Consider the following 25887-nt stretch of genomic DNA (forward strand, 5'->3'; position numbering starts at 1 on the left):
TCAGCGACCCCGCAGCGTGCGGTACGCGGAGACGAGGGCTGCGGTGGAGCTGTCGAGCTCCTCCGCGCCGGTGCCGTCGGTCAGGACCGGCTCGATCTTCCTGGCGAGGACCTTGCCGAGTTCGACGCCCCACTGGTCGAAGGAGTCGATGTTCCAGACGGCACCCTGGACGAAGACCTTGTGCTCGTACAGCGCGATCAGCTGGCCGAGCACCGACGGGGTGAGCCGGTCGGCGAGGATCGTGGTCGTCGGGTGGTTGCCGCGGAACGTCTTGTGCGGAACGAGCTCCTCGGCGACGCCCTCCGCGCGGACCTCGTCGGGCGTCTTGCCGAAGGCGAGGGCCTGGGTCTGGGCGAAGAAGTTGGCCATCAGCAGGTCGTGCTGGGCGATCAGGCCGGGCAGCAGGTCGCCGACGGGCGCGGCGAAGCCGATGAAGTCCGCCGGGATGACCTTGGTGCCCTGGTGGATCAGCTGATAGTAGGCGTGCTGGCCGTTGGTGCCGGGGGTGCCCCAGACGACGGGGCCGGTCTGCCAGTCGACCGGATTGCCGTCCCGGTCCACGGACTTGCCGTTGGACTCCATGTCCAGCTGCTGCAAGTACGCGGTGAACTTGGACAGGTAGTGGCTGTAGGGCAGCACGGCGTGGGACTGGGCGTCGAAGAACGCGCCGTACCAGACACCCAGCAGACCCAGCAGGAGCGGGGCGTTCTCCTCGGCGGGCGCGGTGCGGAAGTGCTCGTCGACGAGGTGGAACCCGTCGAGCATCTCGCGGAACCGGTCCGGACCGATGGCGATCATCAGCGAGAGGCCGATCGCCGAGTCGAAGGAGTAGCGGCCGCCGACCCAGTCCCAGAACTCGAACATGTTCGCCGTGTCGATACCGAAGTCCGTGACCTTCTCCGTATTGGTCGACAGCGCCACGAAGTGCTTGGCGACGGCGTCCTGACCGGCCCTCAGCTCGGTGAGCAGCCAGTCGCGGGCGGAGGTGGCGTTGGTGATCGTCTCGATCGTGGTGAAGGTCTTGGACGCGACGATGAACAGCGTCTCCGCCGGGTCGAGGCCCTGTACGGCCTCGTGCAGGTCCGCGCCGTCGACGTTGGACACGAATCGGACGGTGAGCGAGCGGTCCGTGAAGGAGCGCAGCACCTCGTACGCCATGGCGGGGCCGAGGTCGGAGCCGCCGATGCCGATGTTCACGATGTTCTTGATGGGCTTGCCGGTGTGACCGGTCCACTCGCCCGCCCTGACCCGGTCGGAGAAGGCGGCCATCTTGTCGAGGACGGCGTGCACGGCCGGCACCACGTTCTCGCCGTCGACCTCGATCACGGCGTCGCGCGGGGCGCGGAGCGCGGTGTGCAGGACGGCCCGGTCCTCGGTGGTGTTGATCTTCTCGCCGCGGAACATCGCGTCCCGCAGCCCGGCGACGTCCGTGGCGACGGCGAGCTCGCGCAGCAGGCCCAGCGTCTCGTCGGTGACCAGGTGCTTGGCGTAGTCGATGTGGAGGTCGCCGACCCGGAGGGTGTACGCGCTCCCGCGGTCCGGCGCGTCCGCGAACAGCTGACGCAGATGGGTGCCGCCGAGCTCCTCACGGTGCTTGCCGAGAGCCGTCCACTCGGGAGTCTGATTGAGCTTCGTTCGGCTTTGTGCGTTCATCCGGGAAATCGCCCACTTCTTCTCGTACCTGCAACATCCCCGCTGCCCCTCCAACCTAATTGATCTGAAGGGCGCGACGGGGCAGCAGCGGACCGTGGGACGACATACGGATTCCGGCCGGGCACCCGTGGGGTGACCGGCCGGTGAACAGCTCTCAGATTTCGCCGCGGAGTTTCGCGAGGGCTTCGGCGAGGATCGCTTCGCCGTCCGCGTCGCTGCGCCGCTCGCGCACGTACGCCAGGTGCGTCTTGTACGGCTCGGTGCGCGGTGGTGCCGGCGGATTGTCCCGGTCCTGGCCGGCCGGGAAGCCGCACCGCGGGCAGTCCCAGGTCTCCGGTACCTGCGCGTCATGGGCGAAGCTCGGCTGCGTCTCGTGCTCGTTCGAGCACCAGAAGGAGATGCGGAGGCGCGGCGCGGACTCGCCGCGCTCGGCCTCCCCCATCGGCCCCGCTCCGACCCGGCTTCCCCGGATCGCGTTGCCACTTGCCACGGTCGTAACTCCCTGCGTGATGGTGCTCGAAGATGCCCCAGTCTACGTAAGGCCCAACGCGCGTCCAGTGGAAGGAGTTACACCCTCACCGGGAATCGCGAACGACGGGTCAGCTGTCCAGCTTGATGAGCAGACCAAGGACGACAATGCACGCGAACCAGGCCAGACCAACCACAACGGTGATGCGGTCGAGGTTACGCTCGGCGACCGACGAGCCGCCCACGGACGACTGCATTCCGCCACCGAACATGTCGGAGAGGCCGCCGCCCTTTCCCTTGTGCATCAGCACCAGCAGCATCAGCAGCAGGCTGAAGACGATCAGGGCGATCTCGAACGCCAAAATCACGGCTGGTCCCTACTTTCCGGAATCTTTAGGACTGCATGTACGAACAGCGGGGGCCTGAGGGGGATACCCCTCTCGGCCCCCGCAAGGGTACGACGGATCGGCGCTACCGCATACTCACTGGTCGCGGAAGCGGACGATCTTGACGAACTCGTCGGCGTCCAGGGCGGCGCCGCCGATGAGCGCACCGTCCACATCGGGCTGCGCCATGATGGCCGCGACGTTGCCGGACTTCACCGAGCCGCCGTACTGGATACGGACGGCGTCGGCCAGTTCCTGCGAGTACAGCTCGGCGAGCCGGCGGCGGATCGCACCGCAGACCTCCTGGGCGTCCTCGGGGGTGGCGACCTCGCCGGTCCCGATGGCCCAGACCGGCTCGTACGCGATCACGATGGACTCGGCCTGCTCGGCCGGGACGTCCTTCAGGGCGCCGTCGAGCTGCGCGAGGGTGTAGGAGACCTGCTCACCGGCCTTGCGGATGTCCAGGCCCTCACCGACGCAGAGGATCGGCGTCAGACCGTGCTTGTAGGCGGCCTTCACCTTGGCGTTGCAGATCTCGTCGTTCTCGCTGTGGTACTGGCGGCGCTCGCTGTGGCCGACGGCCACGTACGTGCACTTCAGCTTGGCGAGCATCGGGCCGGAGATCTCACCGGTGTACGCGCCGGAGTCGTGCGCGGAGATGTCCTGGGCGCCGTACTTGATCTTCAGCTTGTCGCCGTCGATCAGGGTCTGCACGGAGCGCAGGTCGGTGAAGGGCGGCAGGACGGCGACCTCTACGGCGTCGTAGTCCTTGTCGGCCAGCGCGAAGGCGAGCTTCTGGGTGTGGGCGATGGCCTCGAGGTGGTTGAGGTTCATCTTCCAGTTGCCCGCCATCAGCGGGGTGCGGGTGCTCATTAAGGGTCAGTCCTCCAGTGCGGCGAGGCCGGGAAGCGTCTTGCCCTCGAGGTATTCGAGGCTGGCGCCGCCACCGGTCGAGATGTGGCCGAATGCGTTCTCGTCGAAGCCCAGGATGCGGACGGCGGCTGCGGAGTCCCCGCCGCCGACGACGCTGAAGGCCGGGGAGTCGACGAGGGCCTGGGCGACCGCCTTGGTGCCCTCGGCGTAGTCGGGGTGCTCGAAGACGCCCATCGGGCCGTTCCAGAAGACGGTGGCCGCGTCGGCGAGCTTCGAGGCGTAGAGCTTGTTGGTCTCCGGGCCGTTGTCCAGACCCATCACGCCGGCCGGAATGGCGTCGGCGGCGACGGTGGTGGGATGGCCCGGGGTCTTGGCCTTGAGGTCCGGGAACTGCGCCGAGACGACGACGTCGACGGGGAGCACGAACTCCACGCCCTTCTCCTCGGCACGCTTGAGGTAGCCGAGCACCGCCGGGATCTGGTCCTCCTGGAGGAGGGAGCTGCCGACCTCGTGGCCCTGGGCCTTGAGGAAGGTGTAGGCCATGCCGCCTCCGATGAGGATGCGGTCCGCCTTCTCCAGCAGGTGGTCGATCACGCCGAGCTTGTCGGAGACCTTGGAACCGCCGAGGACCACGACGTAGGGGCGCGTGACGTCCTCGGTGAGCTTCTTGAGAACGCCGACCTCGGTGGCGATCAGGCCGCCGGCCGCGTGCGGCAGCCGGGCCGGAAGGTCGAAGACCGAGGCGTGCTTGCGGTGGACGGCACCGAAGCCGTCGCCCACGTACACGTCGGCGAGCTCGGCGAGCTGATCGGCGAAGGCGCCGCGCTCGGCGTCGTCCTTCGACGTCTCGCCGGCGTTGAAGCGGAGGTTCTCGATGACGGCGACCCGGCCGTCGGTGAGGGCGCCGACCGTGGCGCGGGCGGACTCGCCGACGGTGTCGGTCGCGAAGGCGACCTCGGCACCGAGCAGCTCACCGAGGCGCGCGGCCGCGGGAGCCAGCGAGAACGCCGGGTCCGGGGCGCCCTTGGGGCGGCCGAGGTGCGAGGCGACGACGACCCGCGCGCCGGCTTCGGCGAGCCTGGCGACCGTCGGCTGGACGGCGCGGATGCGGCCGTCGTCGGTGATCGTGGTGCCGTCGAGCGGCACGTTGAGGTCGGCGCGGACGAATACCCGCTTTCCGGCGACCCCTTCGGCGAGAAGTTCGTCGATCGTCTTCATCTTGTTTGCGGTACTCCTTGGAAGGACGGATGAGCACGCAAGGGGCTCGGACGGCGCCACGTTGCGCCGCCCGAGCCCCTTGCTCACATCGAGATGCCTGCCGATCCGAGGATCAGAGCTGCTCGCCGACGAAGACCGTCAGGTCGACGAGGCGGTTGGAGTAACCCCACTCGTTGTCGTACCAGCCGAGGATCTTCACCGACGTACCCTCCTGGACCATGGTCAGGGAGGAGTCGAAGGTGCAGGACGACGGGTCGCCGACGATGTCGGAGGACACGATCGGGTCCTCGGTGTAGGTCAGGAAACCCTTGAGGTCGCCGTCGTCGGAGGCCTTCTTGAACGCGGCGTTGACCTCGTCCTTGGTGACCTCGCGCTGCAGCGTCACGACGAGGTCGGTAGCGGAACCGGTCGGGACCGGGACGCGCATCGCGATGCCGTCGAGCTTGCCCTTGAGCTGCGGCAGGACCAGAGCGGTCGCCTTGGCGGCACCGGTCGTGGTCGGAATGATGTTCTCGGCCGCGGCGCGGGCGCGACGCAGGTCCGAGTGCGGGAAGTCCAGGATCCGCTGGTCGTTGGTGTACGCGTGGACCGTCGTCATCAGGCCCTTGACGATGCCGAAGTTCTCGTCGAGAACCTTGGCCATCGGCGCCACACAGTTGGTGGTGCAGGAGGCGTTGGAGATGACGTGGTGGTTGGCCGCGTCGTACTTGTCCTGGTTGACGCCCATCACGATGGTGATGTCCTCGTCCTTGGCCGGAGCCGAGATGAGGACCTTCTTGGCGCCACCCGCGATGTGCTTCGCCGCGTCGGCCTTCTTGGTGAAGATGCCGGTCGACTCGATCACGATGTCGACGCCCAGCTGACCCCAGGGGATGTCGGCCGGGTTGCGCTCGGAGAGCACCTTGATGGTGTGACCGTCGACGGTGATGGTGTCGGCGGTGTGGCTCACCTCTGCCTTGAGACGACCCAGAATGGTGTCGTACTTCAGCAGGTGGGCCGTGGTCGCAGTGTCACCCAGGTCGTTGACAGCCACGATCTCGATGTCCGCACCCTGCTCCAGCAGCGCGCGGAAGTAGTTACGACCGATGCGGCCAAAGCCGTTGATGCCTACGCGGATCGTCACGAACCGATCTCCTCGTTAGGTACGCCGGTTTTCGACGCCGGCGAGTTGTATGGGATGTCCCCGACCGCCTCCGACCCTACCTCTCCGAGGGCCCGGTAGTGACATCGAGTAGGGACGGAACGGACGGCGAGGTCCGTACTCCCGAGTAGGAATACGGACCTCCGTCACTGCGCCGATCGCACGGGCGGGGCGCCGGCCCCGCCCGTGCGATCGTTACGGAGCGTCAACGCCCCAGGCTTCTCAGCGCCTTTCCGATCAACTGCTTCCGCTCGACGGCACCGGCCACGTGTTCGAGGCCGAAGCCGAGCAGCACGGTGTCACGGGTCGTGACGGCGGCCTGCGAATGGAACAGCGGTCCGGAACGGGTCCAGTCGGCCGTGTTCTGCGGGCTGCCGGCCGGCGCCCCGGGAGTGCTCCAGGGGCCGAGGGCGGTCTCGAAGCCCTCGGTGTCCCGGGACGTCCCGCCGACGACGAGCTCGGTGTCGTCCACGAAGACCCCGATGCCGCCCGAGCCCGGGTCGGTGACGTAGGAGACCGAGAGCTCGACCTGCTTGCCCGCGTACGCGCCGAGGTCCACGGAGACCTGCTGCCAGCCGTTGGAGCTGCCCGTGAACCGGTGCCAGCCGCCGGTGGTCCCGGTACCGGTGCAGGCGTCTCCGCCCACGGTCAGGTAGTGGGTGAGGAAGGGGTGGAGCTGGGCGTAGTAGCCCTCCTCGCAGTCCGTGGGCAGGCCGGTGTCGGTGCCGCCGTTGGCGTCGGGCAGGGTCGTCCAGTCGTCCTGGCCCACGGTGCGGGCCTCGACGACGACGTTGTCGTACCCCTCCTCGGTGTCGTAGCTGAGCTGGAACCGCAGGCCGGGGTCGTCCGCCGCGGTGGTGCCCGTCAGGTCGACGGTGCGCGAGAGCCTCTTGTAGGAGGCGTCCTGGTGGGTGGCGGCGGCGAACCAGGAGCCCTCGTACGGCTCGAAGGGTGTGCGGACCCCCGGGTAGTCACCCGCCGCGGCGCTGCGGAACTGGGGGAACTCCTCCGGGTCCAGCGTGTCGGAGGTGACCGTGTACGCGCCCGCCGCCTCCAGGGCGTTGTCCGGGACGTCGCCGAGCGTTCCCGTCGCCCCGGACAGCCGTCCGGAGCCTGCGAAGGAGGGCGGGGACTTGAGCCCGACCCTGTTGTACGCACCGAGGTAGTACTGGGAGAAGTCGTCGGTGCCCCCGGCGCCGGTGACGTTCCCGCCCGCCTGCTCGCCGGCGTTGATCAGCTTCCCGCCCTCGTTGACGTAGGAACGGACCGCGAGCATGGTCGCGGCAGCCGGGCGCTGCGCTCCGGTGTACCAGAGGACGGTGCGGAAGTGGCCGAGCACCCCGAGGGCGTGCGGGGCGCCGTTCGCGGCGACGTCCCAGACGGCCGCTCCGTGCCCGTTGGCCGCGAGCGCCCCGGTGTACGCGGCGGTGTGCCGGGCGGGGGCGCCCTCATCGGCGATCACCAGGGTGTCGCCGCGCGGCCGGTCGGCGACGGTGTAGGTGAAGGGGGTGCTGGAGGTGCGCTTGCCGGCCGTCGTGCGGCCGGTGAACCAGACCGTGACGGTGTCGCCCTCGTCGGCGTCCTCGACCTCGGCGCGGTACTGGTCGAAGTGGAGGTTGTCCTCGCCGCCGTAGGTCTCGCCGCCCTCCCAGGCCTTGAGCCGCTCGGTGTGCGTACGGCCGCCGTCGATGCGGTAGTTGAGGCGCTTGTCGCGGACGGACTTGCGGACGGTGACCGCCACTTCCTGGTCGCCGCCGCGGGCGTAGGAGGTGGTGAAGGCGTCAGGGGTGAAGTCGGGCGCGTCGATGCCGACCGGGGAGACCGGCCGGTCGGGGTGAGCGGCGGACTCGGCGACCGCGAGCGCGAACGGGACGTTCTTGGCGAACTCCTGCTGGATCAGCTTCTCGTCGTCCGGGAAGCGGAAGATCGAGCCGCAGTCGGCCGGTTCCCACGCGTCGTCGGGGTCGACCCGGGAGGCGGTTGCGCACGTCGACATCTCCGGCGTGAACATCATCATCCTGTTGACGTTGGCCGCGTGTCCGTCGGCCTCGCCGTTGGTGACGTACAGCTCGGAGGAGACCTGTGGGCGGTATCCCGGGACGGCGGACTTCTCGGGCGTTCCGGCGAGCGCCTTGTAGACGATGTCGTCGGGTGTGTCCGTGGCGACCTGCCAGCCCACCCCGTACAGCAACAGCTGTGCGGCGGAGTGGTAGTTGATCCCGTACTGGAAGCCGATGCGCTTCTGGAAGGCGTCCAGCGCCCTGGTCTCCGGCTCGGAGGAGGGCGCGGTGCCGCGGAAGGTCTCGTCGCCCGGGTCCGGCGACGAACCCTCGTTGTCGTAGCCCCACTTGTAGCGGAAGTTGCGGTTGAGGTCGACGCCGTCGCCGGGGGTGACGGTGCCGTCGCCGTTGTTGTCGCGGAGGTTCTTGCGCCAGTCCCGTTCGCCGGTGAAGGTGAAGTCGTAGCCGTCGGGGTTGGCGGAGAGCACGAACCACAGTTCGGTGGTGTCGACGATCCTCGTGATCCTCGGGTCCTTGCCGTACCCGTCGAGGTAGTGGTGCATCAGCCGGCGGGTCATCTCCGGGGTGATCCACTCCCGGGCGTGCTGGTTGGACATGTACAGCGTGGCGGGCCTGGAGCCGTCCTTGGCCTTCTTGGCGCCCTTGGTGACCTTCAGGGCGAGGATGTCCTGGCCGCGGACGGTTCGGCCGATGCTGACGACCTTGGTGAGGCCGGGGTTGGCCTGTGCGGTCGCGAGGATCTCCTTCTGCAGGCCGTTCTCGCCGCTGTACGGGCGGAAGACGCCGTCGCCGGCTGCCGCGACCCGCTTCGAGGCCTTGGCGGAGAGGGTGTGCTCGGTGATCTCGACGCCCTTGCCGCGCAGCTCCCCGGCCTGCCCGTCGGTGAGGTAGAGCTCCACGGTGGCCGAGCCCCGTTCGGGCACCTGCTCGCTCAGCTCGTGGCTGTCCGTGCCCGCGTCGGCCAGCAGCGGCAGCTGGGCCGCGGAGACCTCCGCGTGCCAGACGCCCAGGCCGTCCGCGCCGCCGCCCCTCCCCTGGTCCGCCTGGGCAACGGGTACCGCCAGTCCGGCCATCAGTAATGAAGCCGCGGCGAGGATCGCTCGCGCTCTGCGTCTCATGAGCCCCCCATGCAGTTGTCTGTCACTTCCGTCCGCCCGGTCGGCGGACAGAGGACAGGTTCGTGATGGTCCATGGCCATGTCAATAGGGCCTCGTTGCGGCACAAAGAGCGTGTACCGGGCAAGCATGAGGGCTGGCCCGAGGGCTGTCCCGGCCATGCCGTCGCCGACACCCTCGGGAGGTGCGCCGGCGACGGGAGGTGCGCGACCGCTCAGCCGACGAGACCGTCGGCCAGCTCCTCGCTGAGGGTGGATTCCGTGCCCGGGATACCGAGGTCCTGGGCCCGCTTGTCGGCCATGGCCAGCAGCCGCCGGATCCGGCCCGCGACCGCGTCCTTGGTCAGCGGCGGGTCGGCGAGGGCACCCAGCTCCTCCAGGGAGGCCTGCTTGTGCTCCATGCGCAGCCGTCCGGCCGCCGCGAGGTGCTCCGGGACCTCCTCGCCCAGGATCTCCAGCGCGCGCCCCACACGGGCCCCTGCGGCCACCGCGGCCCGGGCGGACCGCCGGAGGTTGGCGTCGTCGAAGTTGGCGAGCCGGTTGGCGGTGGCGCGGACCTCGCGCCGCATCCGGCGCTCCTCCCAGGCCAGCACGGACTCATGGGCGCCGAGACGGGTCAGCAGCGCTCCGATGGCGTCGCCGTCCCGGACGACGACGCGGTCCACCCCACGCACCTCGCGGGCCTTGGCCGCGATCGAGAGCCTGCGGGCGGCTCCGACCAGGGCGAGGGCGGCCTCCGGGCCGGGGCAGGTCACCTCCAGCGAGGAGGAGCGGCCGGGCTCGGTGAGCGAACCGTGGGCCAGGAAGGCCCCGCGCCAGGCGGCCTCGGCATCACAGGTGGCCCCCGAGACCACCTGCGGGGGCAGTCCGCGGATCGGCCGGCCGCGGCCGTCCACCAGCCCGGTCTGGCGCGCGAGCTGATCGCCGCCCGCCACCACGCGTACGACATAGCGGGAGCCCCGGCGCAGTCCGCCGGGAGCCATCACGATCAGCTCCGAGCTGTGCCCGAAGATCTCCAGGATGTCCCGCTTCAGCCGGCGCGCCGCCATCGCCGTGTCGAGTTCGGCCTCGATCACAATCCGGCCGCTCACCAGGTGCAGCCCGCCCGCGAATCGAAGAATCGCCGAAACCTCTGCTTTTCTGCAGCAGGTCCGGGTCACGGGAAGCCGAGAGATTTCGTCCTTCACCGCTGGCGTCATCGCCATGGGCCGATCCTTCCATGCATCCGAAAAATACGGTCGTACGCGGCAGCCAACAGCTCCGGATCGTGAATCGGAACACCGTCGGGCGAAGCCACCGGGGCCAGCTCGACCGCGGCTCCGAGCCGCTTGGCGGCGTCGGCGAGGGACTCACGGTCGGGCACGGCAGCCTCGTCGGCCAGCACCACGTCCAAGGCGAGTTTAGGGGCGTGTCGTCCCAAAACCTCCAAATGACGCTGCGGTGAGAAGCCTTCTGTTTCACCGGGTTGCGGTGCGAGGTTCAGCGAGAGGACCTTTCGGGCCTTCGTGGAGACCAGCGCGTCGAGCAGTTCGGGCACCAGCAGGTGCGGAATCACGGAGGAGAACCAGGACCCCGGGCCGAGGACCACCCAGTCGGCGTCGAGGACGGCCGCGACGGCCTCCGGGACCGCCGGCGGGTCGGCGGGCACCACATGGACGGACTGCACCTCACCGGGGGTGAGCGCCACGGTGGCCTGCCCCCGCACGGTGACTATGTCCTCTGGGCGCTCCGGGTCGTGACCCCGTACGAGCGCCTGGAGCTCCAGGGGTACGGCGGACATGGGCAGCACCCTGCCGTGGGCGCCGAGCAGCTTGCCGACCAGGTCGAGCGCCTGCACGTGGTCGCCCAGCTGTTCCCAGAGGGCGACGATCAGCAGGTTGCCCACCGCGTGCTCGTGCAGATCGCCCTTGGACTCGAAGCGGTGCTGGATGACCTGGGCCCAGGTCTGGCCCCATTCGTCGTCCCCGCACAGCGCGGCCAGCGCCTTGCGCAGGTCGCCGGGCGGCAGGACGCCCAGCTCCTCGCGGAGCCTGCCGCTGGATCCCCCGTCGTCGGCGACGGTGACGACGGCCGTGAGATCGCCGGTGATCCGGCGCAGCGCCGTGAGCGACGCCGACAGGCCCATGCCGCCGCCGAGGGCGACGACCTTGGGCTGCGCGCCCCGCTTGCGGCCGGAGAGCGCGGAGGTGGCTCTGCTCAGCCTGCGCAGGCGCATGTTGCGACTGGTCACTCGCGCCCCATGTCCCGGTGTACCAGCACGGTCTCGATCCCCTCGGTGGCCAGCCGGGCGGCCAGCTTCTCCGACATCGCGACGGAACGGTGCTTGCCGCCCGTACAGCCGACCGCGATGGTCACATAGCGCTTGCCCTCGCGGCGGTAGCCCGCGGCGATCAGCTGGAGCAGCTCCGTGTACTGGTTGAGGAACTCCTTGGCGCCGGGCTGGTCGAAGACGTAGTCGGACACCTCCTCGTTGAGCCCGGTGAAGGGACGCAGCTCGGGGACCCAGTGCGGGTTCGGCAGGAAGCGGCAGTCGACCACGAGGTCGGCGTCGACGGGCAGGCCGTACTTGAAGCCGAACGACATCACCGTGGCCCGCAGCTCCGGTTCCTCGTCGCCGGCGAACTGCGCGTCCATCTTGGCCCGCAGCTCGTGCACGTTGAGGCTGGAGGTGTCGATCACCAGGTCGGCGTCGCCCCGCAACTCGCGCAGCAGATCGCGCTCGGCGGCGATGCCGTCGACGATCCGGCCGTCGCCCTGGAGGGGGTGCGGACGGCGGACCGACTCGAACCGGCGTACGAGTGCGTCGTCGGAGGACTCCAGGAAGACGATCCGCCGGGTGACGTGCTTGGCCTCCAGGTCCGCGAGGGACTGCCGGAGGTTGTCGAAGAAGCGGCGGCCCCGTACGTCGACGACGACCGCGATACGGGCGACGTTGCCCTGGGACCGGGCGCCGAGCTCCACCATCGTGGGGATCAGCTCGGGCGGGAGGTTGTCGACGACGAACCAGCCGAGGTCCTCCAGACACTTGGCGGCGGTACTGCGCCCGGCGCCCGACATACCCGAGATGATCACCAGCTCGGGGATGGCCGGCACTGCGGCCTCGGCCTTCTCCTTGGTGCTTCCCGTACTCACGTCTGCTGCTCCGTCTGCTCGGTCGTCCTGGCGTTCATGCGCGTGCTCGGTCATGACGTGCTGCCCCCGTCGTCCTCTTCAATGATCTCTCCTGTGGCCGTGTTCACGGCGGGCGCGGCCGGGGCGGCCGTGGCGAGGGCCGCGGCCACTGATTCCGCCGTCCTGCGGCCTATCCCCGGAACCTCGCAGATCTCGTCGATTGTCGCCTGCCGCAGCTTCCTCACGGAGCCGAAATGCTTGATCAGCGCCTGCTTGCGGGTCGCGCCGAGACCGGCGACGTCGTCCAGCGGGCTGCTGCGGATGCGCTTGGCCCGCTTGGCGCGCTGATAGGTGATCGCGAAGCGGTGGGCCTCGTCGCGGATGCGCTGGAGGAGGTAGAGGCCCTCGCTGGACCGCGGCAGGACCACCGGGTCGTCGTCATCGGGCAGCCAGACCTCTTCGAGGCGCTTGGCGAGGCCGCAGACGGCGATGTCGTCGATTCCCAGCTCGTCCAGGGCGCGCTTGGCCGCGGCGACCTGGGGCTGCCCGCCGTCGACGACGACGAGCTGCGGCGGGTAGGCGAACCGCTTGGGACGGCCGTCGTCCTCACGGGGCTCCTCACGGGGCTCTCCGCCGGGCTCGGCGGGGGCGTCGGCCAGGGCGGTGGGTGTGCCCCCGGCGGCGCCCGCGGGTGCGGGCTCCACGGACGGGGCGGACGCGGGCGACCCGGGTGCGGGCTCCACGGGCGCGGCGGACGCGGGTGCCGGTACGGGGCCGGTGGCGGCCGGAGTCTCCTCCCACTCCCCCGTCCGTTCCTTCTCCTGGAGGTAGCGCTTGAAGCGGCGGCCGATGACCTCGTGCATCGACCGGACATCGTCCTGGCCCTCGAAGCCCTTGATCTGGAAGCGGCGGTACTCGCTCTTGCGCGCGAGTCCGTCCTCGAAGACCACCATGGAGGCGACCACGTCGTCACCCTGCAGATGCGAGATGTCGAAGCACTCGACCCGCAGCGGTGCCGTGTCCAGGCCGAGCGCCTCGGCGATCTCCTCCAGGGCACGGGAGCGGGTCGTGAGGTCGGAGGCGCGTTTGGTCTTGTGCAGCCCCAGAGCCTGCTGGGCGTTGCGCTGGACCGTGACCATCAGGTCCTTCTTGTCCCCCCGCTGCGGGATGCGCAGGCTGACCAGGGAGCCGCGGCGGTCCGCGAGCCACTGGGAGACGGCTTCCGGGTCCTCGGGGAGCGCCGGGACGAGGACCTCCTTGGGGACGGAGTCGCCCGTCTCCTCCCCGTACAGCTGCTGGAGCGCGTGCTCGACCAGGCCCGCCGTGTCGACGGCCTCGACCTTGTCGGTGACCCAGCCGCGCTGGCCGCGCACCCTGCCGCCGCGGACGTGGAAGATCTGGACGGCGGCCTCGAGCTCGTCCTCGGCCACCGCGATCAGGTCGGCGTCGGTGGCGTCGGCGAGGACGACGGCGCTCTTCTCCATGGCCCGCCTGAGCGCCTCGGCGTCGTCGCGCAGCCGGGCCGCCCGCTCGTACTCCATCTCCTCGGCCGCCTGCATCATGTCCTTCTCCAGGCGGCGGATGTACGTGCCCGTCCGTCCGGCCATGAAGTCGCAGAAGTCCTCGGCCAGTTCGCGGTGTTCGTCGGGGCTGACCCGGCCGACGCACGGTGCCGAGCACTTGCCGATGTAGCCGAGGAGGCAGGGGCGGCCGGTCCTGGCGGCGTTCTTGAACACACCTGCGGAGCAGGTGCGCACGGGGAAGACCCGGAGCATGAGGTCGACCGTCTCGCGGATCGCCCAGGCGTGACCGTACGGACCGAAGTAGCGCACGCCCTTCTTCTTGGCTCCGCGCATGACCTGCACGCGCGGGAACTCCTCGTTGAGCGTGACCGCGAGGTAGGGATAGCTCTTGTCGTCGCGGTACTTGACGTTGAACCGGGGGTCGAACTCCTTGATCCAGGAGTACTCCAGCTGGAGCGCCTCGACCTCGGTGGAGACGACGGTCCACTCGACGGAGGCGGCAGTCGTGACCATCGTGCGCGTGCGCGGGTGGAGGCCGGCCAGGTCCTGGAAGTAGTTCGCCAGGCGCTGGCGCAGGTTCTTGGCCTTCCCGACGTAGATCACCCGGCGGTGCTCGTCGCGGAATTTGTAGACCCCCGGGGAGTCGGGGATCTGTCCCGGCTTGGGGCGGTAGCTGGAGGGGTCTGCCATGTCTCACACCCTACTTGCGGGTGGTGACAGCGCGGCATTCTCGCAGGGGATCCGCCCTCCGGCGAGCGCGAGGAGGGGGCGGCCCGGGGTTCGCCCGGCGGAGGTCCGGGAGCGGTCCGCCGCTCGCGTCAGGCCTCGGGGCCCGCGACCAGCTTTCCGCCCTCGACCTTCACCGGGACGGCGGGCAGCGGCACGGTGGCCGGGCCTTGGAGCGCCTTGCCGGTCGTCATGTCGAACCGGCTGCCGTGGCACGGGCAGTTGCCCTCGTTGCCCTCGACCTTGTCCAGGAGGCAGCCGGCGTGGGTGCACTGTGCGCTGAACGCCTTGTACTGGCCCTTCGCCGGGCAGCTCACGACGAGCCTCTGCTCCCGGTAGAGCTTCGCCCCGCCGACCGGGACCTCTTCGGCGGCGCCGAGCTCGACGGGCGCGGTGGGCGTCGGCGTCCGTGCGTGGCCGAGCTTCGACTCGGTCGAGCAGGCGGCCACTCCCAGCCCGGCGGCACCGGCGAGAGCGGCGCCCTTCAGTACGGTGCGGCGGGCGGCGGGCAGGCCGGACATGCGGTCTCCACTGGTCGGGGGGACAGAGCGCCGCCGTTCCCGCTCCGGGGTCCTGGATGCCCACGGACATCGGGCACAGGCCGCGCCTGAAGGCATCGGCGACAGACCCGACGATACCGGCGGAGAACGCCGCCCCTTCGACCGGCCCCGCCCGGACCCCGGCGGGACCCGGACCGGCGAAGGCCGGGTACGGGCCGGGGAGCGGGTCGGCCCTGTGACCGGGAACAGCACCGAGGCGGCCCCCGGGGTGCCGGGGGCAGCCTCGTCCGGACGGTGTCAGGCCTTCCGCGTGCGGGTGGCCTTCTTCTTCGATGCGGGCTCCTCGGCCGCGGCCTTCTTGGCCGTCCTGGCCGTGGCCGTCCTGCGGGCCGGGGCCGCCTTCGCGGCGACCGCCTTCTTGGCGGCCGTCCTGCGGACCGGCTTGCGGGCTGCGGGCACCGTGGCCTCACTGATCCGGTCCGCGCCCAGGACGGTCTGCAGGAACTTCCCGGTGTGGCTGGCAGGCACCGAGGCGACATGCTCCGGGGAGCCTTCGGCGATGACCAGGCCGCCGCCCTTGCCGCCCTCGGGGCCCATGTCGATGACCCAGTCGGCGGTCTTGATGACATCGAGGTTGTGCTCGATGACGATCACCGTGTTGCCCTTGTCGACCAGCCCGGAGAGCACCGTGATGAGCTTGCTGATGTCCTCGAAGTGCAGACCGGTCGTCGGCTCGTCCAGGACGTAGACCGTGCGGCCTGTGGAGCGCTTCTGCAGCTCGCTCGCCAGCTTCACGCGCTGCGCCTCACCGCCGGAGAGCGTAGGCGCGGACTGCCCGAGCCTGACGTATCCGAGGCCGACCTCGTTGAGCGTGCGGAGGTGGCGGGCGATCGTCGGGACGGCCTCGAAGAACTCCAGGCCCTCCTCGATCGGCATGTCCAGCACCTCCGCGATGGACTTGCCCTTGTAGTGGACCTCCAGCGTCTCCCTGTTGTACCGCGCTCCGTGACAGACCTCGCACGGGACGTACACGTCGGGCAGGAAGTTCATCTCGATCTTGATCGTGCCGTCGCCCGAGCAGTTCTCGCAGCGGCCGCCCTTGACGTTGAAGGAGAAGCGGCCCGGCAGATAGCCGCGCACCTTCGCCTCCATCGTCTCGGCGAACAGCCTGCGGACGTGGTCGAAGACCCCGGTGTACGTGGCCGGGTTGGACCGGGGCGTACGGCCGATCGGCGACTGGTCGACGTGCACCACCTTGTCGACGAGGTCGTCGCCCTCGACCCGGGTGTGCCGCCCGGGGACCGACTTGGCCCCGTTGAGCTCGCGGGCCAGGTGGGTGTAGAGGATGTCGTTGACCAGGGTCGACTTCCCGGAACCGGAGACACCCGTGACCGCGGTGAGGACACCCAGCGGGAAGGACACGTCGATGTCCTGGAGGTTGTTCTCCCGGGCGCCGTGCACCGTGAGCAGGCGTGTCGGGTCGACGGGGCGCCGGATGTCGGGCATCGCGATGGACTTCTTGCCGGACAGGTACTGCCCGGTGACCGAGGCCTTGTTGGCCAGCAGGTCCTTGAGCGAGCCGGAGTGGACGACCTTGCCGCCGTGCTCACCGGCACCGGGGCCGATGTCGACGACCCAGTCGGCCACCTTGATGGTGTCCTCGTCGTGCTCGACGACGATGAGCGTGTTGCCCATGTCGCGCAGCCTGACCAGGGTCTCGATCAGCCGGTGGTTGTCGCGCTGGTGCAGGCCGATGGACGGCTCGTCCAGCACGTACAGCACGCCGACGAGTCCGGAGCCGATCTGGGTGGCGAGCCTGATGCGCTGGGCCTCGCCACCGGACAGCGTGCCTGCGGCACGGTTCAGCGAGAGGTAGTCCAGGCCGACGTCGACGAGGAACTTCAGCCGCTCGTTGACCTCCTTGAGCACCCGCTCGGCGATCTTCTTGTCGCGGGCGTTCAGCTTGAGGCGGCCGAGGAACTCGGCGCACTCGCTGATCGACATCGCAGCGACCTCGGCGATGGACTTGTCCATCACCGTCACCGCGAGCACGATCGGCTTGAGCCGGGTGCCCTCACAGGTCGGGCAGGGCACCTCACGCATGTAGCCCTCGAAGCGCTCCCGGCTGGAGTCGCTCTCGGCCTCGGAGTGCCGCCGCTTGACGAACTGCACCGCACCCTCGAAGGCGGGGGTGGTGTAGGCGCGCTCGCGCCCGTAGCGGTTGCGGTAGCGCACCTCGGTCTGGATCTTGTGGCCGTGCAGCAGGGCCTTCCTGGCGCGCTGCGGCAGCCCCGCCCAGGGGATGTCCGTACGGAATCCGAGCGCTTCGGCCAGTGCGTTGATCTGGCGCCCGAAGTACTCCTTGGTGTGGCCGTGCGACCAGGGGTGGATCGCGCCCTCGTCGAGCGACTTGTCCTCGTCCGGGACGATCAGCTCCGGGTCGACCTCCATGCGCGTACCGATGCCCGTGCAGTCCGGGCAGGCGCCGAAGGGGGAGTTGAAGGAGAAGGAGCGGGGCTCGAGCTCCTCGAAGGACAGGTCGTCGTACGGGCAGTAGAGGTGCTCGGAGAACATCCGCTCGCGCTCGGGGTCGTCCTCCGGGAGGTCGACGAAGTCGAGTACGACCATGCCGCCGGAGAGGCCGAGCGCGGTCTCGACCGAGTCGGTCAGCCGGCGCTTCGCGCTGTCCTTCACCGTGAGGCGGTCGATGACCACCTCGATGGTGTGCTTCTCCTGCTTCTTCAGCGTGGGCGGCTCGGAGAGCTGGATCGTCGCGCCGTCGACCCGCGCCCTGCTGTAGCCCTTGGTCTGCAGATCGGCGAAGAGGTCGACGAACTCGCCCTTGCGCTCGCGCACCAGCGGGGAGAGCACCTGGAAGCGGCTGCCCTCGGGCAGGCCGAGGACCTTGTCGACGATGGCCTGGGGCGACTGGCGGGAGATGGGCCTGGCGCACTCGGGGCAGTGCGGCTTGCCGATCCTGGCGAAGAGCAGCCGGAGGTAGTCGTAGACCTCGGTGATGGTGCCGACCGTCGAGCGCGGGTTGCGCGAGGTCGACTTCTGGTCGATGGAGACGGCGGGCGACAGACCTTCGATGAAGTCGACGTCCGGCTTGTCCATCTGGCCGAGGAACTGCCGGGCGTACGAGGAGAGCGACTCCACGTAGCGCCGCTGGCCCTCGGCGAAGATCGTGTCGAACGCGAGCGAGGACTTGCCCGACCCGGAGAGCCCGGTGAAGACGATGAGGGAGTCACGGGGGAGGTCGAGCGAGACGTTCTTCAGGTTGTGCTCGCGCGCGCCACGGACGATGAGACGGTCGGCCACGCCGGTCCGCACCTTTCTGGAGAGAAGTGGGGGAACTGAGCCCCTGTCCCAGGGTATGGGGGGCGCCACAGCGATGTAGGGAGTTTCGACTCCGAGCGTATAGCACGCGCATTCGATTTACGGACGACTGACGACTCCTTCACCCGAATGAGTGGCGAGGCTAGGCTCGGCCTCATGATTGATCATGTGCACGACCTGGACGCCGTACGTGAAGCGACCGAACGGCTCCTGAGCGCGACGGGCAAACTGGACGACGCCGCCCTCGCCGAGCCGTCACGGCTGCCGGGCTGGAGCAGAGGACATGTCCTCGCCCACCTGTCACGTAACGCCGACGCGCTCGTAAATGTTCTCCAGGACCGCCCCATGTACGCGAACAGCGAAACCCGGGACGCCGACATCGACCGCGACGCGCCCCGCTCCCTCGCCGAGCACTTCGCCGACCTGCGCGTCAGCGGGGACGGCTTCCTGGCCGCCGCGGCGGCGCCCGCCGACTGGTCGCGCACGATCACGATGCGCAACGGCGTGACGGACTCCGCCTCCCGGGTCCCCTTCCGCCGCCGGGTCGAGGTCGAGCTGCACCATGTCGACCTGGGGATCGGCTACGAGCTGGAGGACCTTCCGGAGGAGTTCGTGATCCGGGAGAACGACTTCCTGGCGGAGCGGTTCGCCGGGCACCCCGATGTGCCTCCCACGACGGCGGTGACCCCGGACGGCCGCCTCTGGACCACCGGCGGGGGCGGGGAAGCCGGAGCGGTCGTCGTCCGGGGCAGCGCGACCGACATCCTCGGCTGGCTCTGCGGGCGCCGCGACGGTTCCGGGCTCACCGCGGAAGGCGGGCCCCTTCCCGCACTGCCCCCGCTATAGGCTGAGACGTATGACGTACAGCGGAGCGGTCAAGGTCGGCGGACCTGCGAATGTGCACGAGCTGACGGATCTGATGATCTCCAAGGTCGCTGTCGGCCCGATGGACAACAACGCCTATCTGCTGCGCTGCCGGGCCACCGGCGAGCAGCTCCTGATCGACGCGGCGAACGAGGCCGGGACCCTGCTGCAGCTGATCGGCGACGACTCGATCACCGCGGTCGTCACCACGCATCGGCACGGTGACCACTGGCAGGCCCTGGGCGACGTCGTGGCGGCCACCGGGGCGCGCACGTACGCGGGACGGTACGACGCCGAGGGCATTCCGGTCCCCACCGATGTACTCGTCGAGGACGGGGACACGATCCGGGTGGGCCGGGTCTCGCTGACCGCCCGCCACCTGGTCGGCCACACCCCGGGCTCCATCGCGCTGGTCTACGACGACCCGCACGGGGCACCCCACCTGTTCACGGGGGACTGCCTCTTCCCCGGCGGGGTCGGCAATACGCGCAACGACCCAGAAGCGTTCGCGAGCCTGCTCCACGATGTGCAGACCAAACTCTTCGACCCGCTGCCGGACGAGACCTGGGTCTATCCGGGGCACGGACACGACACGACGCTCGGCGCCGAGCGGCCACGGCTGCCGGAGTGGCGCGAGCGCGGCTGGTGACACACCGGCGGGCCGGGTGCCTGATGGCCCCGGCCCGCCGATTCGTCCGCTGATCGTGCTTCTACCGGCTCTGCTTCCGCCGGTCCTGCTTCCCGCCTACTTCTGGGCGCCGATGCTCTTGCTCTCCTCGTCGGACGCCTCCGCCTGCTCGGCCTCCGCCGCCGCCGTCCTCTTGTTGGCGATCAGGCTGGTGATCGTGGTGACCACCAGGACGCCGCAGATGAAGGCGAGGGAGAACGGGATGGAGATCTCGGGGACGTGCACCCCGGACTCGTGGAGTGCGTGCAGCACCAGCTTGACGCCGATGAAGCCGAGGATCACCGAGAGCCCGTAGCTGAGGTGGACCAGCTTCTTCAGCAGACCGCCGATGAGGAAGTACAGCTGCCGCAGGCCCATCAGAGCGAACGCGTTGGCGGTGAAGACGATGTACGGGTCCTGGGTCAGCCCGAAGATCGCGGGGATGGAGTCCAGCGCGAACAGCACATCGGTGGTGCCGATGGCGAGCATGACCACCATGAGCGGGGTCATGACGCGCTTGCCGTTGTTGCGGATGAAGAGCTTCGTCCCGTGGTACCTGTCGGCGACACCGAAGCGGTGCTCGATCGACTTCAGGAGACGGTTCTCCTCGAACTCGTCCTCCTCGTCGCCGGCTCGCGCCTCCTGGATGAGCTTCCAGGCGGTGTAGATCAGGAACGCACCGAAGATGTAGAAGATCCACGAGAAGTTGGCGATGACCGCGGCGCCGGCGGCGATGAAGATCGCTCGGAGCACCAGGGCGATCAGCACACCGACGAGCAGCACCCGCTGCTGGAGGTGTGAGGGCACCGCGAACTTCGCCATGATCAGGACGAAGACGAAGAGATTGTCGACGCTGAGCGATTTCTCGGTGATGTAACCGGCGAAGAATTCGCCCGAAGCCTGGGTCTCGCCGACGAGCAGCAGGCCGAGCCCGAAGAGCGCGGCCAGCACGATCCAGACGATGGTCCAGATTCCGGCTTCCTTGGTCGACACGTCATGGGGCTTGCGCCCGATGAAGAAGTCGACGGCGATGAGGGCGACGAGACCGAGAATGGTCAGCGTCCAAAGGGTCCATGAAACGTCCACTGCGCCTCCGGCAGTTCGCTACGGCTATAGATCAGCGTCGTCGCTGCCGGAGGTCTCTTCCACCCAGGGTGCGCGGGATGCGCACGGGGCCGACGCCCCGGGACCGGTCACAGTCCGTACTGACGGGAACGTCGCGATCGGGAGTACTCCCCTCCGCCCAAAGAACAGTACAGGAACTCCCAAGAAAAGGTAAAGTCCCAGGCAAGGGGGCCCCAAAATGGCTGGTCAGGCCGGTTTGGTGTAGCGCTGCACCCTGGCTCAGCGATAGCCGTTACGCCGAGCGGCGGCCACCAGTGCGAGGACCTGCTCCAGGACGCGGCTGCCCTGCGGCGGCCTCAAGGGCTCGTACGTCCAGGCGTGGCCCACCCACGGGTCGGCCAGATGGTCGTCGGCGACCGGGGTGATCCGCAGCAGCGACCGCCACAGCGGATCGAGCACGGGACCGTAGGCCCGCGCGTCCTCGCGGTCGGCCACCATCAGCAGGTGCACGCCCACGGCGGGCCCCTCGTCGGCCAGATAGCGCAACTGCGTGACCGCCCGGTCGTCGAAACCGTGCGGGAAGTCGTTGACGATCAGCAGCTGCTCGCCCGTGTCCAGGTCCGGCGGGAGCGAGTCGGCGGCACCGGCCCTGATGGCCATCTGCACCAGGTCGACGCGTCGCGTCAGACGGGCGAGCACCGCGGCCACTCCTCCGGGACCTGCGGCAGGCGGCTCCGCCAGAGCCCCGGAGCCGGTCAGGGGCGCCAGCGCACCGGCCGCGGAGCCTGCGGGGTCGATGACATGCACCGAGAACTCGTCCGCGGGATAGACGGCGAGCATCCGGGCCGCCAGGGCGACCGCGGTTTCCATGCCCAGCCTGCGCAACTGGTCGCTGTCCGTCAGAGCGGAGGCCTCGGACGCCGTACGGCCGCTGTCCACCCAGATCCCGCGTTCCAGCGGCAGCCGCACCAGCAGCGGGATGTGCAGGTCGGTGCGCTCGGGCAGATGGAGGTCACCGATGCGCAGCGCCATCGGAATCTCCATGGGCACCCGGTAGGCGTGCCAGACGGGGTTGCCCCAGCCCGCGTACGCGGCGGGGAGAGCGGGCTCGACCACGGCGGACTCGGCGGCCAGCTGGGCGAGATCGCGATCCAGCGCCTCACGCGCCCGCGCGGTCAGCTCGTCGCGCTTGGCCCGGGCTTCCTCACGGGCCCGGTCACCCGTGCCGCCGATGCGGCTGCGCGGGTCGGACAGGGCCCTGTCGAGCTCCTGGTCCATCCGGGACTCGGCGAAGTCGACCGCGCTGCGATAGGCGGCGGTGGCCCGGGCCAGGTCCTCGAACATGCCCCAGATCTGGTTGTAGAGGCGCTCGTCCATGGACCAGCCGGTGGCGTCACCGGCGACGGGCTGGGCGGGCTGTCCCGGTGCCGCGGGCGGGGCCACCGGAGGGGGCGGCGGCGGGGCGGTGGTCTGGCGGCGCGGATGGGCGTAGTCGATGGGGCCGCCCGTGGTGGGATCGGCCACCGTCGGGGACGGTTCACCGACGGGTTCGGAACCCCGGGTGTGGGGTCGGCCCGGTCCGGTGGCCGGGGCCGGTCCGGTGGCCGGAGCCGGTCCGGTGGCCGGAGCCGGTCCGGCCGGGTGACGTACGCGCCCGCCGTCCGCGGGGCGGGGCGGCGGGGGTGTCACGGAACGGGCCAGGCCGGAGGCGACCGCCTCCTGTATCGAGCGTGCCAGCTCCACGGCCTGTGCCACGCCCTGGTCGGCGAGCATCTCGGCGAGCCCGGCGGCGTATCCCTGGCCGACGGCACGGACCTTCCATACCCCCTGCCGGCGGTAGAGCTCCAGCGCCGTCACGGCAGACTCGGCGTCCAGGCCCGTGAGGGTGAAGGTGGCGATCTCGGTGCCGTCGAGCCCGGTGACGGCGACGAACGGTGCGGCGACCGCACCGAACCGGACGGGCCTGCCCGCCCCCAGGGGCAGGGCCAGGAGCACGGTGACGCGGTGCACCGCGCCGGGAAGCGCCTCCAGGTCGACTGCGAGCCGGTGGTCGGCCGCGGCCTGCCTGGACACCTCGAGTCCGGGCAGCTGGGGCGATCCGGGGTGGGCGATCCACTCGACGCCATGGACCGTGCCCTGCTCGTCCCCGAGCGTGGCACCGGCCACGACGGGCGAGCCCGCCGACACCCTGATCTCCAGACGGGTCTGGGGCAACGTGTGATTCTGCCCCCGGACCAGCTCGGCCGTCATTGCCCTGTCCCCTCGACGTTCGGTGTGGTGCCCTGCCATGGGCGCAGCTCCCGGCGGCGGATGCCTCCGGGAGCTGCTCGTACTGACGTCGGACCGCGGTCCGGTCCTGCTACAGGTGCGGCAGGATGGACGGCATCAGGTCCTGGAAGGTCCGGCCGTTCGCCGGGTTTCCGAGGGCGGTCATCTGCCATCCGTTGCCCGCACGGTGCACCTTGGCCATGATCTGGGCCGTGTACTGGCCGCCGCCGTCGAGCGTGTAGCGGGCGAGCTCCTGGCCGTTCGTCTCGTCGACGATGCGGCAGAAGGCGTTCTGCACTTCCTGGAACGTCTGGCCGGTGAAGGAGTTCACCGTGAAGACGATCTGGTCGATGTGGACCGGGATCCGCTGCAGGTCGACGAGGATCGCCTCGTCGTCGCCCCCCGAGCCTGCGCCGCCGACCAGGTTGTCGCCGGTGTGCTTGACCGAGCCGTCGTCGCTGACGAGGTGGCGGAAGAACACGACGTCCACCGGCTGCTTGTCGGCGAAGAGCACCGCCGAGGCGTCCAGGTCGATCTCCCGGGTGCGCGAGCCGAACAGACCGCGGCGCGGAGCCGCCTGCCAGCCGAGCCCCATCCGTACCGCGGTCAGGGTCCCCCCGTCGCTCTTCTGCAGGCTGATGGCCTGACCCTTGGTCATATTGACCGTCACGCGCTGTCCCCTCTCCGCTTGCCCCGCAACCGTCCGTGTGCGGTTTCCCCGCACCCTACGCAGTCCACTCGGGGCGGAAGCAGGTAAGGGGCGTTTTTGTGTCGTTCTTGCAACACACCTGGTGCACGCCGGTCAGGCCAGTCCCGCCTCCCTCATCTGGCGCAGCTCCTTCTTCAACTCGCCCACCTCGTCGCGCAGTCGGGCGGCCACCTCGAACTGCAGGTCCGCGGCGGCCGCCCGCATCCGGTCCGTCATCTCCTCGATGATCCCGGCGAGTTCCGTGGCGGGCCGGTCGGTGACCGCCGCGCCACCCCCCTTGGCCTTGCCGGCGGAGGCCTTGCCGCCGAGCGCGGGCACGGGGGCCTTGGCCCCCTTGCCCTGCCGGTAGCCGGTGCCGAGGAGCTGCTCGGTGTCGACCTCCTCGCGGGCGATGGTCGCGACGATGTCGTTGATCTTCTTGCGGAGCGGCTGCGGGTCGAGCCCGCGCTCGGTGTTGTACGCGATCTGCTTCTCACGGCGGCGGTTGGTCTCGTCGATGGCCTGAGCCATCGCCGGAGTGATCTTGTCCGCGTACATATGGACCTGACCGGACACGTTTCGGGCCGCACGGCCGATGGTCTGGATCAGGGAGGTGCCGGACCGCAGGAAGCCCTGCTTGTCCGCGTCGAGGATGGCCACGAGTGACACCTCGGGAAGGTCGAGGCCCTCACGCAGCAGGTTGATCCCGACCAGGACGTCGTACTCGCCGGAGCGCAGTTCGCGCAGCAGCTCGATGCGGCGCAGGGTGTCGACGTCGCTGTGCAGGTAGCGGACCTGGATGCCGAGCTCGAGGAAGTAGTCGGTGAGGTCCTCGGACATCTTCTTGGTGAGGGTGGTGACCAGGACCCGCTCGTCCTTCTCGGTCCGCTTGCGGATCTCGTGCACCAGGTCGTCGATCTGGCCCTCGGTGGGCTTGACGACGACCTCGGGGTCGACGAGCCCGGTGGGCCGGATGATCTGCTCCACGAATCCGTCGCCCCGGGAGAGCTCGTACTTCCCCGGGGTGGCGGACAGATAGACGGTCTGGTTGATCCGGCCCAGGAACTCCTCCCATTTCAGCGGGCGGTTGTCCAGGGCGGAGGGCAGGCGGAAGCCGTGGTCGACGAGAGTCCGCTTCCGGGAGGCGTCGCCCTCGTACATGGCGCCGATCTGCGGCACCGTGACGTGCGACTCGTCCAGGACGAGGAGGAAGTCCTCGGGGAAGTAGTCGAGGAGGGTGTTGGGCGCGGTGCCCGGATCACGGCCGTCGAAGTGCATCGAGTAGTTCTCCACGCCGGAGCAGGTGCCGATCTGGCGGAGCATCTCGATGTCGTACGTCGTGCGCATGCGCAGCCGCTGGGCCTCCAGCATCTTGCCCTGCTTCTCCAGCTCCGCGAGGCGCTGCTGGAGCTCCGCCTCGATGCCGCCGACCGCCTTCTCCATGCGCTCGGGGCCCGCCACGTAGTGGCTGGCGGGAAAGACGTGGAGCGACTGGTCCTCGCTGATGACCTCGCCGGTGAGCGGGTGGAGGGTGGAGAGCGCCTCGATCTCGTCGCCGAACATCTCGATCCGGACGGCGAGCTCCTCGTACACCGGGAAGATCTCGATGGTGTCGCCGCGCACCCGGAAGGTGCCGCGGGCGAACGCCAGGTCGTTGCGGGTGTACTGGATCTCGACGAAGCGGCGCAGCAGCTGGTCGCGGTCGATCTCGTCGCCGACCTTGAGCTGGACCATCCGGTCCACGTACTCCTGCGGTGTGCCGAGGCCGTAGATGCAGGAGACGGAGGCGACCACGACGACGTCGCGCCGGGTCAGAAGCGAGTTCGTGGCGGAGTGGCGCAGCCGTTCGACCTCCTCGTTGATCGAGGAGTCCTTCTCGATGTAGGTGTCCGACTGCGGGACGTACGCCTCGGGCTGGTAGTAGTCGTAGTACGAGACGAAGTACTCGACGGCGTTGTTCGGGAGGAGCTCGCGGAACTCGTTGGCCAGCTGTGCGGCCAGCGTCTTGTTGGGCGCCATCACCAGGGTCGGCCGCTGCAGCTTCTCGATCATCCACGCGGTCGTCGCCGACTTGCCGGTGCCGGTCGCGCCGAGCAGGACGACGTCCTTCTCGGCGCCGCGGACACGCCGCTCCAGCTCGGCGATGGCCGCGGGCTGGTCACCGCTGGGCTGGTAGGGACTGATGACCTCGAAAGGCGCCATCGAACGTTCGATCTTCGAAACGGGCCGCATGCACCCACCGTACGACTCGCCACTGACAAC

At 69.5% G+C, this 25887-nt stretch carries 19 protein-coding genes; 2 read left to right on the forward strand and 17 right to left on the reverse strand.

All coding sequences use genetic code 11. From position 1 onward, the window contains the following. From pgi to uvrA, 13 genes are all read right to left on the reverse strand, one after another. Complete coding sequence (pgi, locus tag OG844_RS08830) at nucleotides 1-1653, reverse strand: glucose-6-phosphate isomerase (protein WP_406389316.1); 1653 nt, start codon at nucleotides 1651-1653, stop codon at nucleotides 1-3. A gap of 154 nt (nucleotides 1654-1807) precedes the next feature. Beyond that, nucleotides 1808-2143, reverse strand: coding sequence for an RNA polymerase-binding protein RbpA (locus OG844_RS08835; protein ID WP_079099553.1), 336 nt, complete (start codon nucleotides 2141-2143; stop codon nucleotides 1808-1810). A gap of 109 nt (nucleotides 2144-2252) precedes the next feature. Beyond that, nucleotides 2253-2489, reverse strand: a complete 237-nt coding sequence (gene secG / locus OG844_RS08840; RefSeq protein ID WP_069172160.1) for a preprotein translocase subunit SecG — start codon at nucleotides 2487-2489, stop codon at nucleotides 2253-2255. Between the two features lie 114 nt (nucleotides 2490-2603). Continuing rightward, entirely contained in the window at nucleotides 2604-3380 is a 777-nt protein-coding gene (gene tpiA / locus OG844_RS08845) for a triose-phosphate isomerase (RefSeq protein ID WP_406389317.1), read from the reverse strand. 6 nt (nucleotides 3381-3386) lie between these two features. Beyond that, complete coding sequence (locus OG844_RS08850; protein WP_406389318.1) at nucleotides 3387-4598, reverse strand: phosphoglycerate kinase; 1212 nt, start codon at nucleotides 4596-4598, stop codon at nucleotides 3387-3389. A gap of 112 nt (nucleotides 4599-4710) precedes the next feature. After that, nucleotides 4711-5721 carry a type I glyceraldehyde-3-phosphate dehydrogenase gene (gene gap, locus OG844_RS08855; protein ID WP_351176312.1) on the reverse strand — a complete coding sequence of 337 codons (1011 nt, stop codon included), beginning with the start codon at nucleotides 5719-5721 and terminating at the stop codon, nucleotides 4711-4713. 223 nt (nucleotides 5722-5944) lie between these two features. Continuing rightward, a complete protein-coding gene (locus OG844_RS08860) occupies nucleotides 5945-8878 on the reverse strand; it encodes a M14 family zinc carboxypeptidase (RefSeq protein ID WP_406389319.1) in 2934 nt (977 codons plus the stop codon). Between the two features lie 211 nt (nucleotides 8879-9089). Further along, nucleotides 9090-10079 (reverse strand): DNA-binding protein WhiA, encoded by a 990-nt coding sequence (gene whiA / locus OG844_RS08865; protein ID WP_030919772.1) that lies wholly within the window; start codon nucleotides 10077-10079, stop codon nucleotides 9090-9092. Next, nucleotides 10070-11104 (reverse strand): uridine diphosphate-N-acetylglucosamine-binding protein YvcK, encoded by a 1035-nt coding sequence (gene yvcK / locus OG844_RS08870; protein WP_406389320.1) that lies wholly within the window; start codon nucleotides 11102-11104, stop codon nucleotides 10070-10072. Before yvcK ends, whiA begins: the two co-directional genes overlap by 10 nt. After that, nucleotides 11101-12060 carry an RNase adapter RapZ gene (gene rapZ / locus OG844_RS08875; protein WP_406389321.1) on the reverse strand — a complete coding sequence of 320 codons (960 nt, stop codon included), beginning with the start codon at nucleotides 12058-12060 and terminating at the stop codon, nucleotides 11101-11103. Before rapZ ends, yvcK begins: the two co-directional genes overlap by 4 nt. After that, nucleotides 12057-14198 carry an excinuclease ABC subunit UvrC gene (uvrC, locus tag OG844_RS08880; protein ID WP_406389322.1) on the reverse strand — a complete coding sequence of 714 codons (2142 nt, stop codon included), beginning with the start codon at nucleotides 14196-14198 and terminating at the stop codon, nucleotides 12057-12059. Before uvrC ends, rapZ begins: the two co-directional genes overlap by 4 nt. 128 nt (nucleotides 14199-14326) lie before the next feature. Continuing rightward, nucleotides 14327-14755, reverse strand: a complete 429-nt coding sequence (locus OG844_RS08885; protein WP_406389323.1) for a Rieske (2Fe-2S) protein — start codon at nucleotides 14753-14755, stop codon at nucleotides 14327-14329. A 276-nt stretch (nucleotides 14756-15031) separates the two neighbouring features. Continuing rightward, entirely contained in the window at nucleotides 15032-18055 is a 3024-nt protein-coding gene (uvrA, locus tag OG844_RS08890; protein ID WP_406389324.1) for an excinuclease ABC subunit UvrA, read from the reverse strand. A 174-nt stretch (nucleotides 18056-18229) separates the two neighbouring features. Here uvrA and OG844_RS08895 point away from each other — a divergent pair, with 174 nt between their 5' ends. Next, nucleotides 18230-18919 carry a maleylpyruvate isomerase family mycothiol-dependent enzyme gene (locus tag OG844_RS08895; RefSeq protein ID WP_406389325.1) on the forward strand — a complete coding sequence of 230 codons (690 nt, stop codon included), beginning with the start codon at nucleotides 18230-18232 and terminating at the stop codon, nucleotides 18917-18919. Between the two features lie 10 nt (nucleotides 18920-18929). Beyond that, on the forward strand, nucleotides 18930-19586 hold the full coding sequence (locus tag OG844_RS08900; RefSeq protein WP_406389326.1) for an MBL fold metallo-hydrolase: 657 nt from the start codon (nucleotides 18930-18932) through the stop codon (nucleotides 19584-19586). Nucleotides 19587-19682: 96 nt separating this feature from the next. On the opposite strand, the gene OG844_RS08905 is transcribed toward OG844_RS08900, so the two are convergent. The 4 genes from OG844_RS08905 to uvrB all read right to left on the reverse strand — a co-directional run bounded on the left by OG844_RS08905 (nucleotide 19683) and on the right by uvrB (nucleotide 25857). Continuing rightward, nucleotides 19683-20690, reverse strand: a complete 1008-nt coding sequence (locus tag OG844_RS08905; RefSeq protein WP_406389327.1) for a TerC family protein — start codon at nucleotides 20688-20690, stop codon at nucleotides 19683-19685. A gap of 258 nt (nucleotides 20691-20948) precedes the next feature. Continuing rightward, the gene (locus OG844_RS08910; protein ID WP_406389328.1) at nucleotides 20949-22919 is read right to left on the reverse strand and encodes a TerD family protein; all 1971 of its coding nucleotides are present in this window, start codon (nucleotides 22917-22919) and stop codon (nucleotides 20949-20951) included. A 109-nt stretch (nucleotides 22920-23028) separates the two neighbouring features. Further along, a complete protein-coding gene (locus OG844_RS08915; protein WP_351175929.1) occupies nucleotides 23029-23607 on the reverse strand; it encodes a TerD family protein in 579 nt (192 codons plus the stop codon). Between the two features lie 132 nt (nucleotides 23608-23739). Next, a complete protein-coding gene (uvrB, locus tag OG844_RS08920; protein ID WP_406389329.1) occupies nucleotides 23740-25857 on the reverse strand; it encodes an excinuclease ABC subunit UvrB in 2118 nt (705 codons plus the stop codon). Between the last annotated feature and the right edge of the window lie 30 nt (nucleotides 25858-25887).

This window comes from Streptomyces sp. NBC_00887, assembly GCF_045207585.1.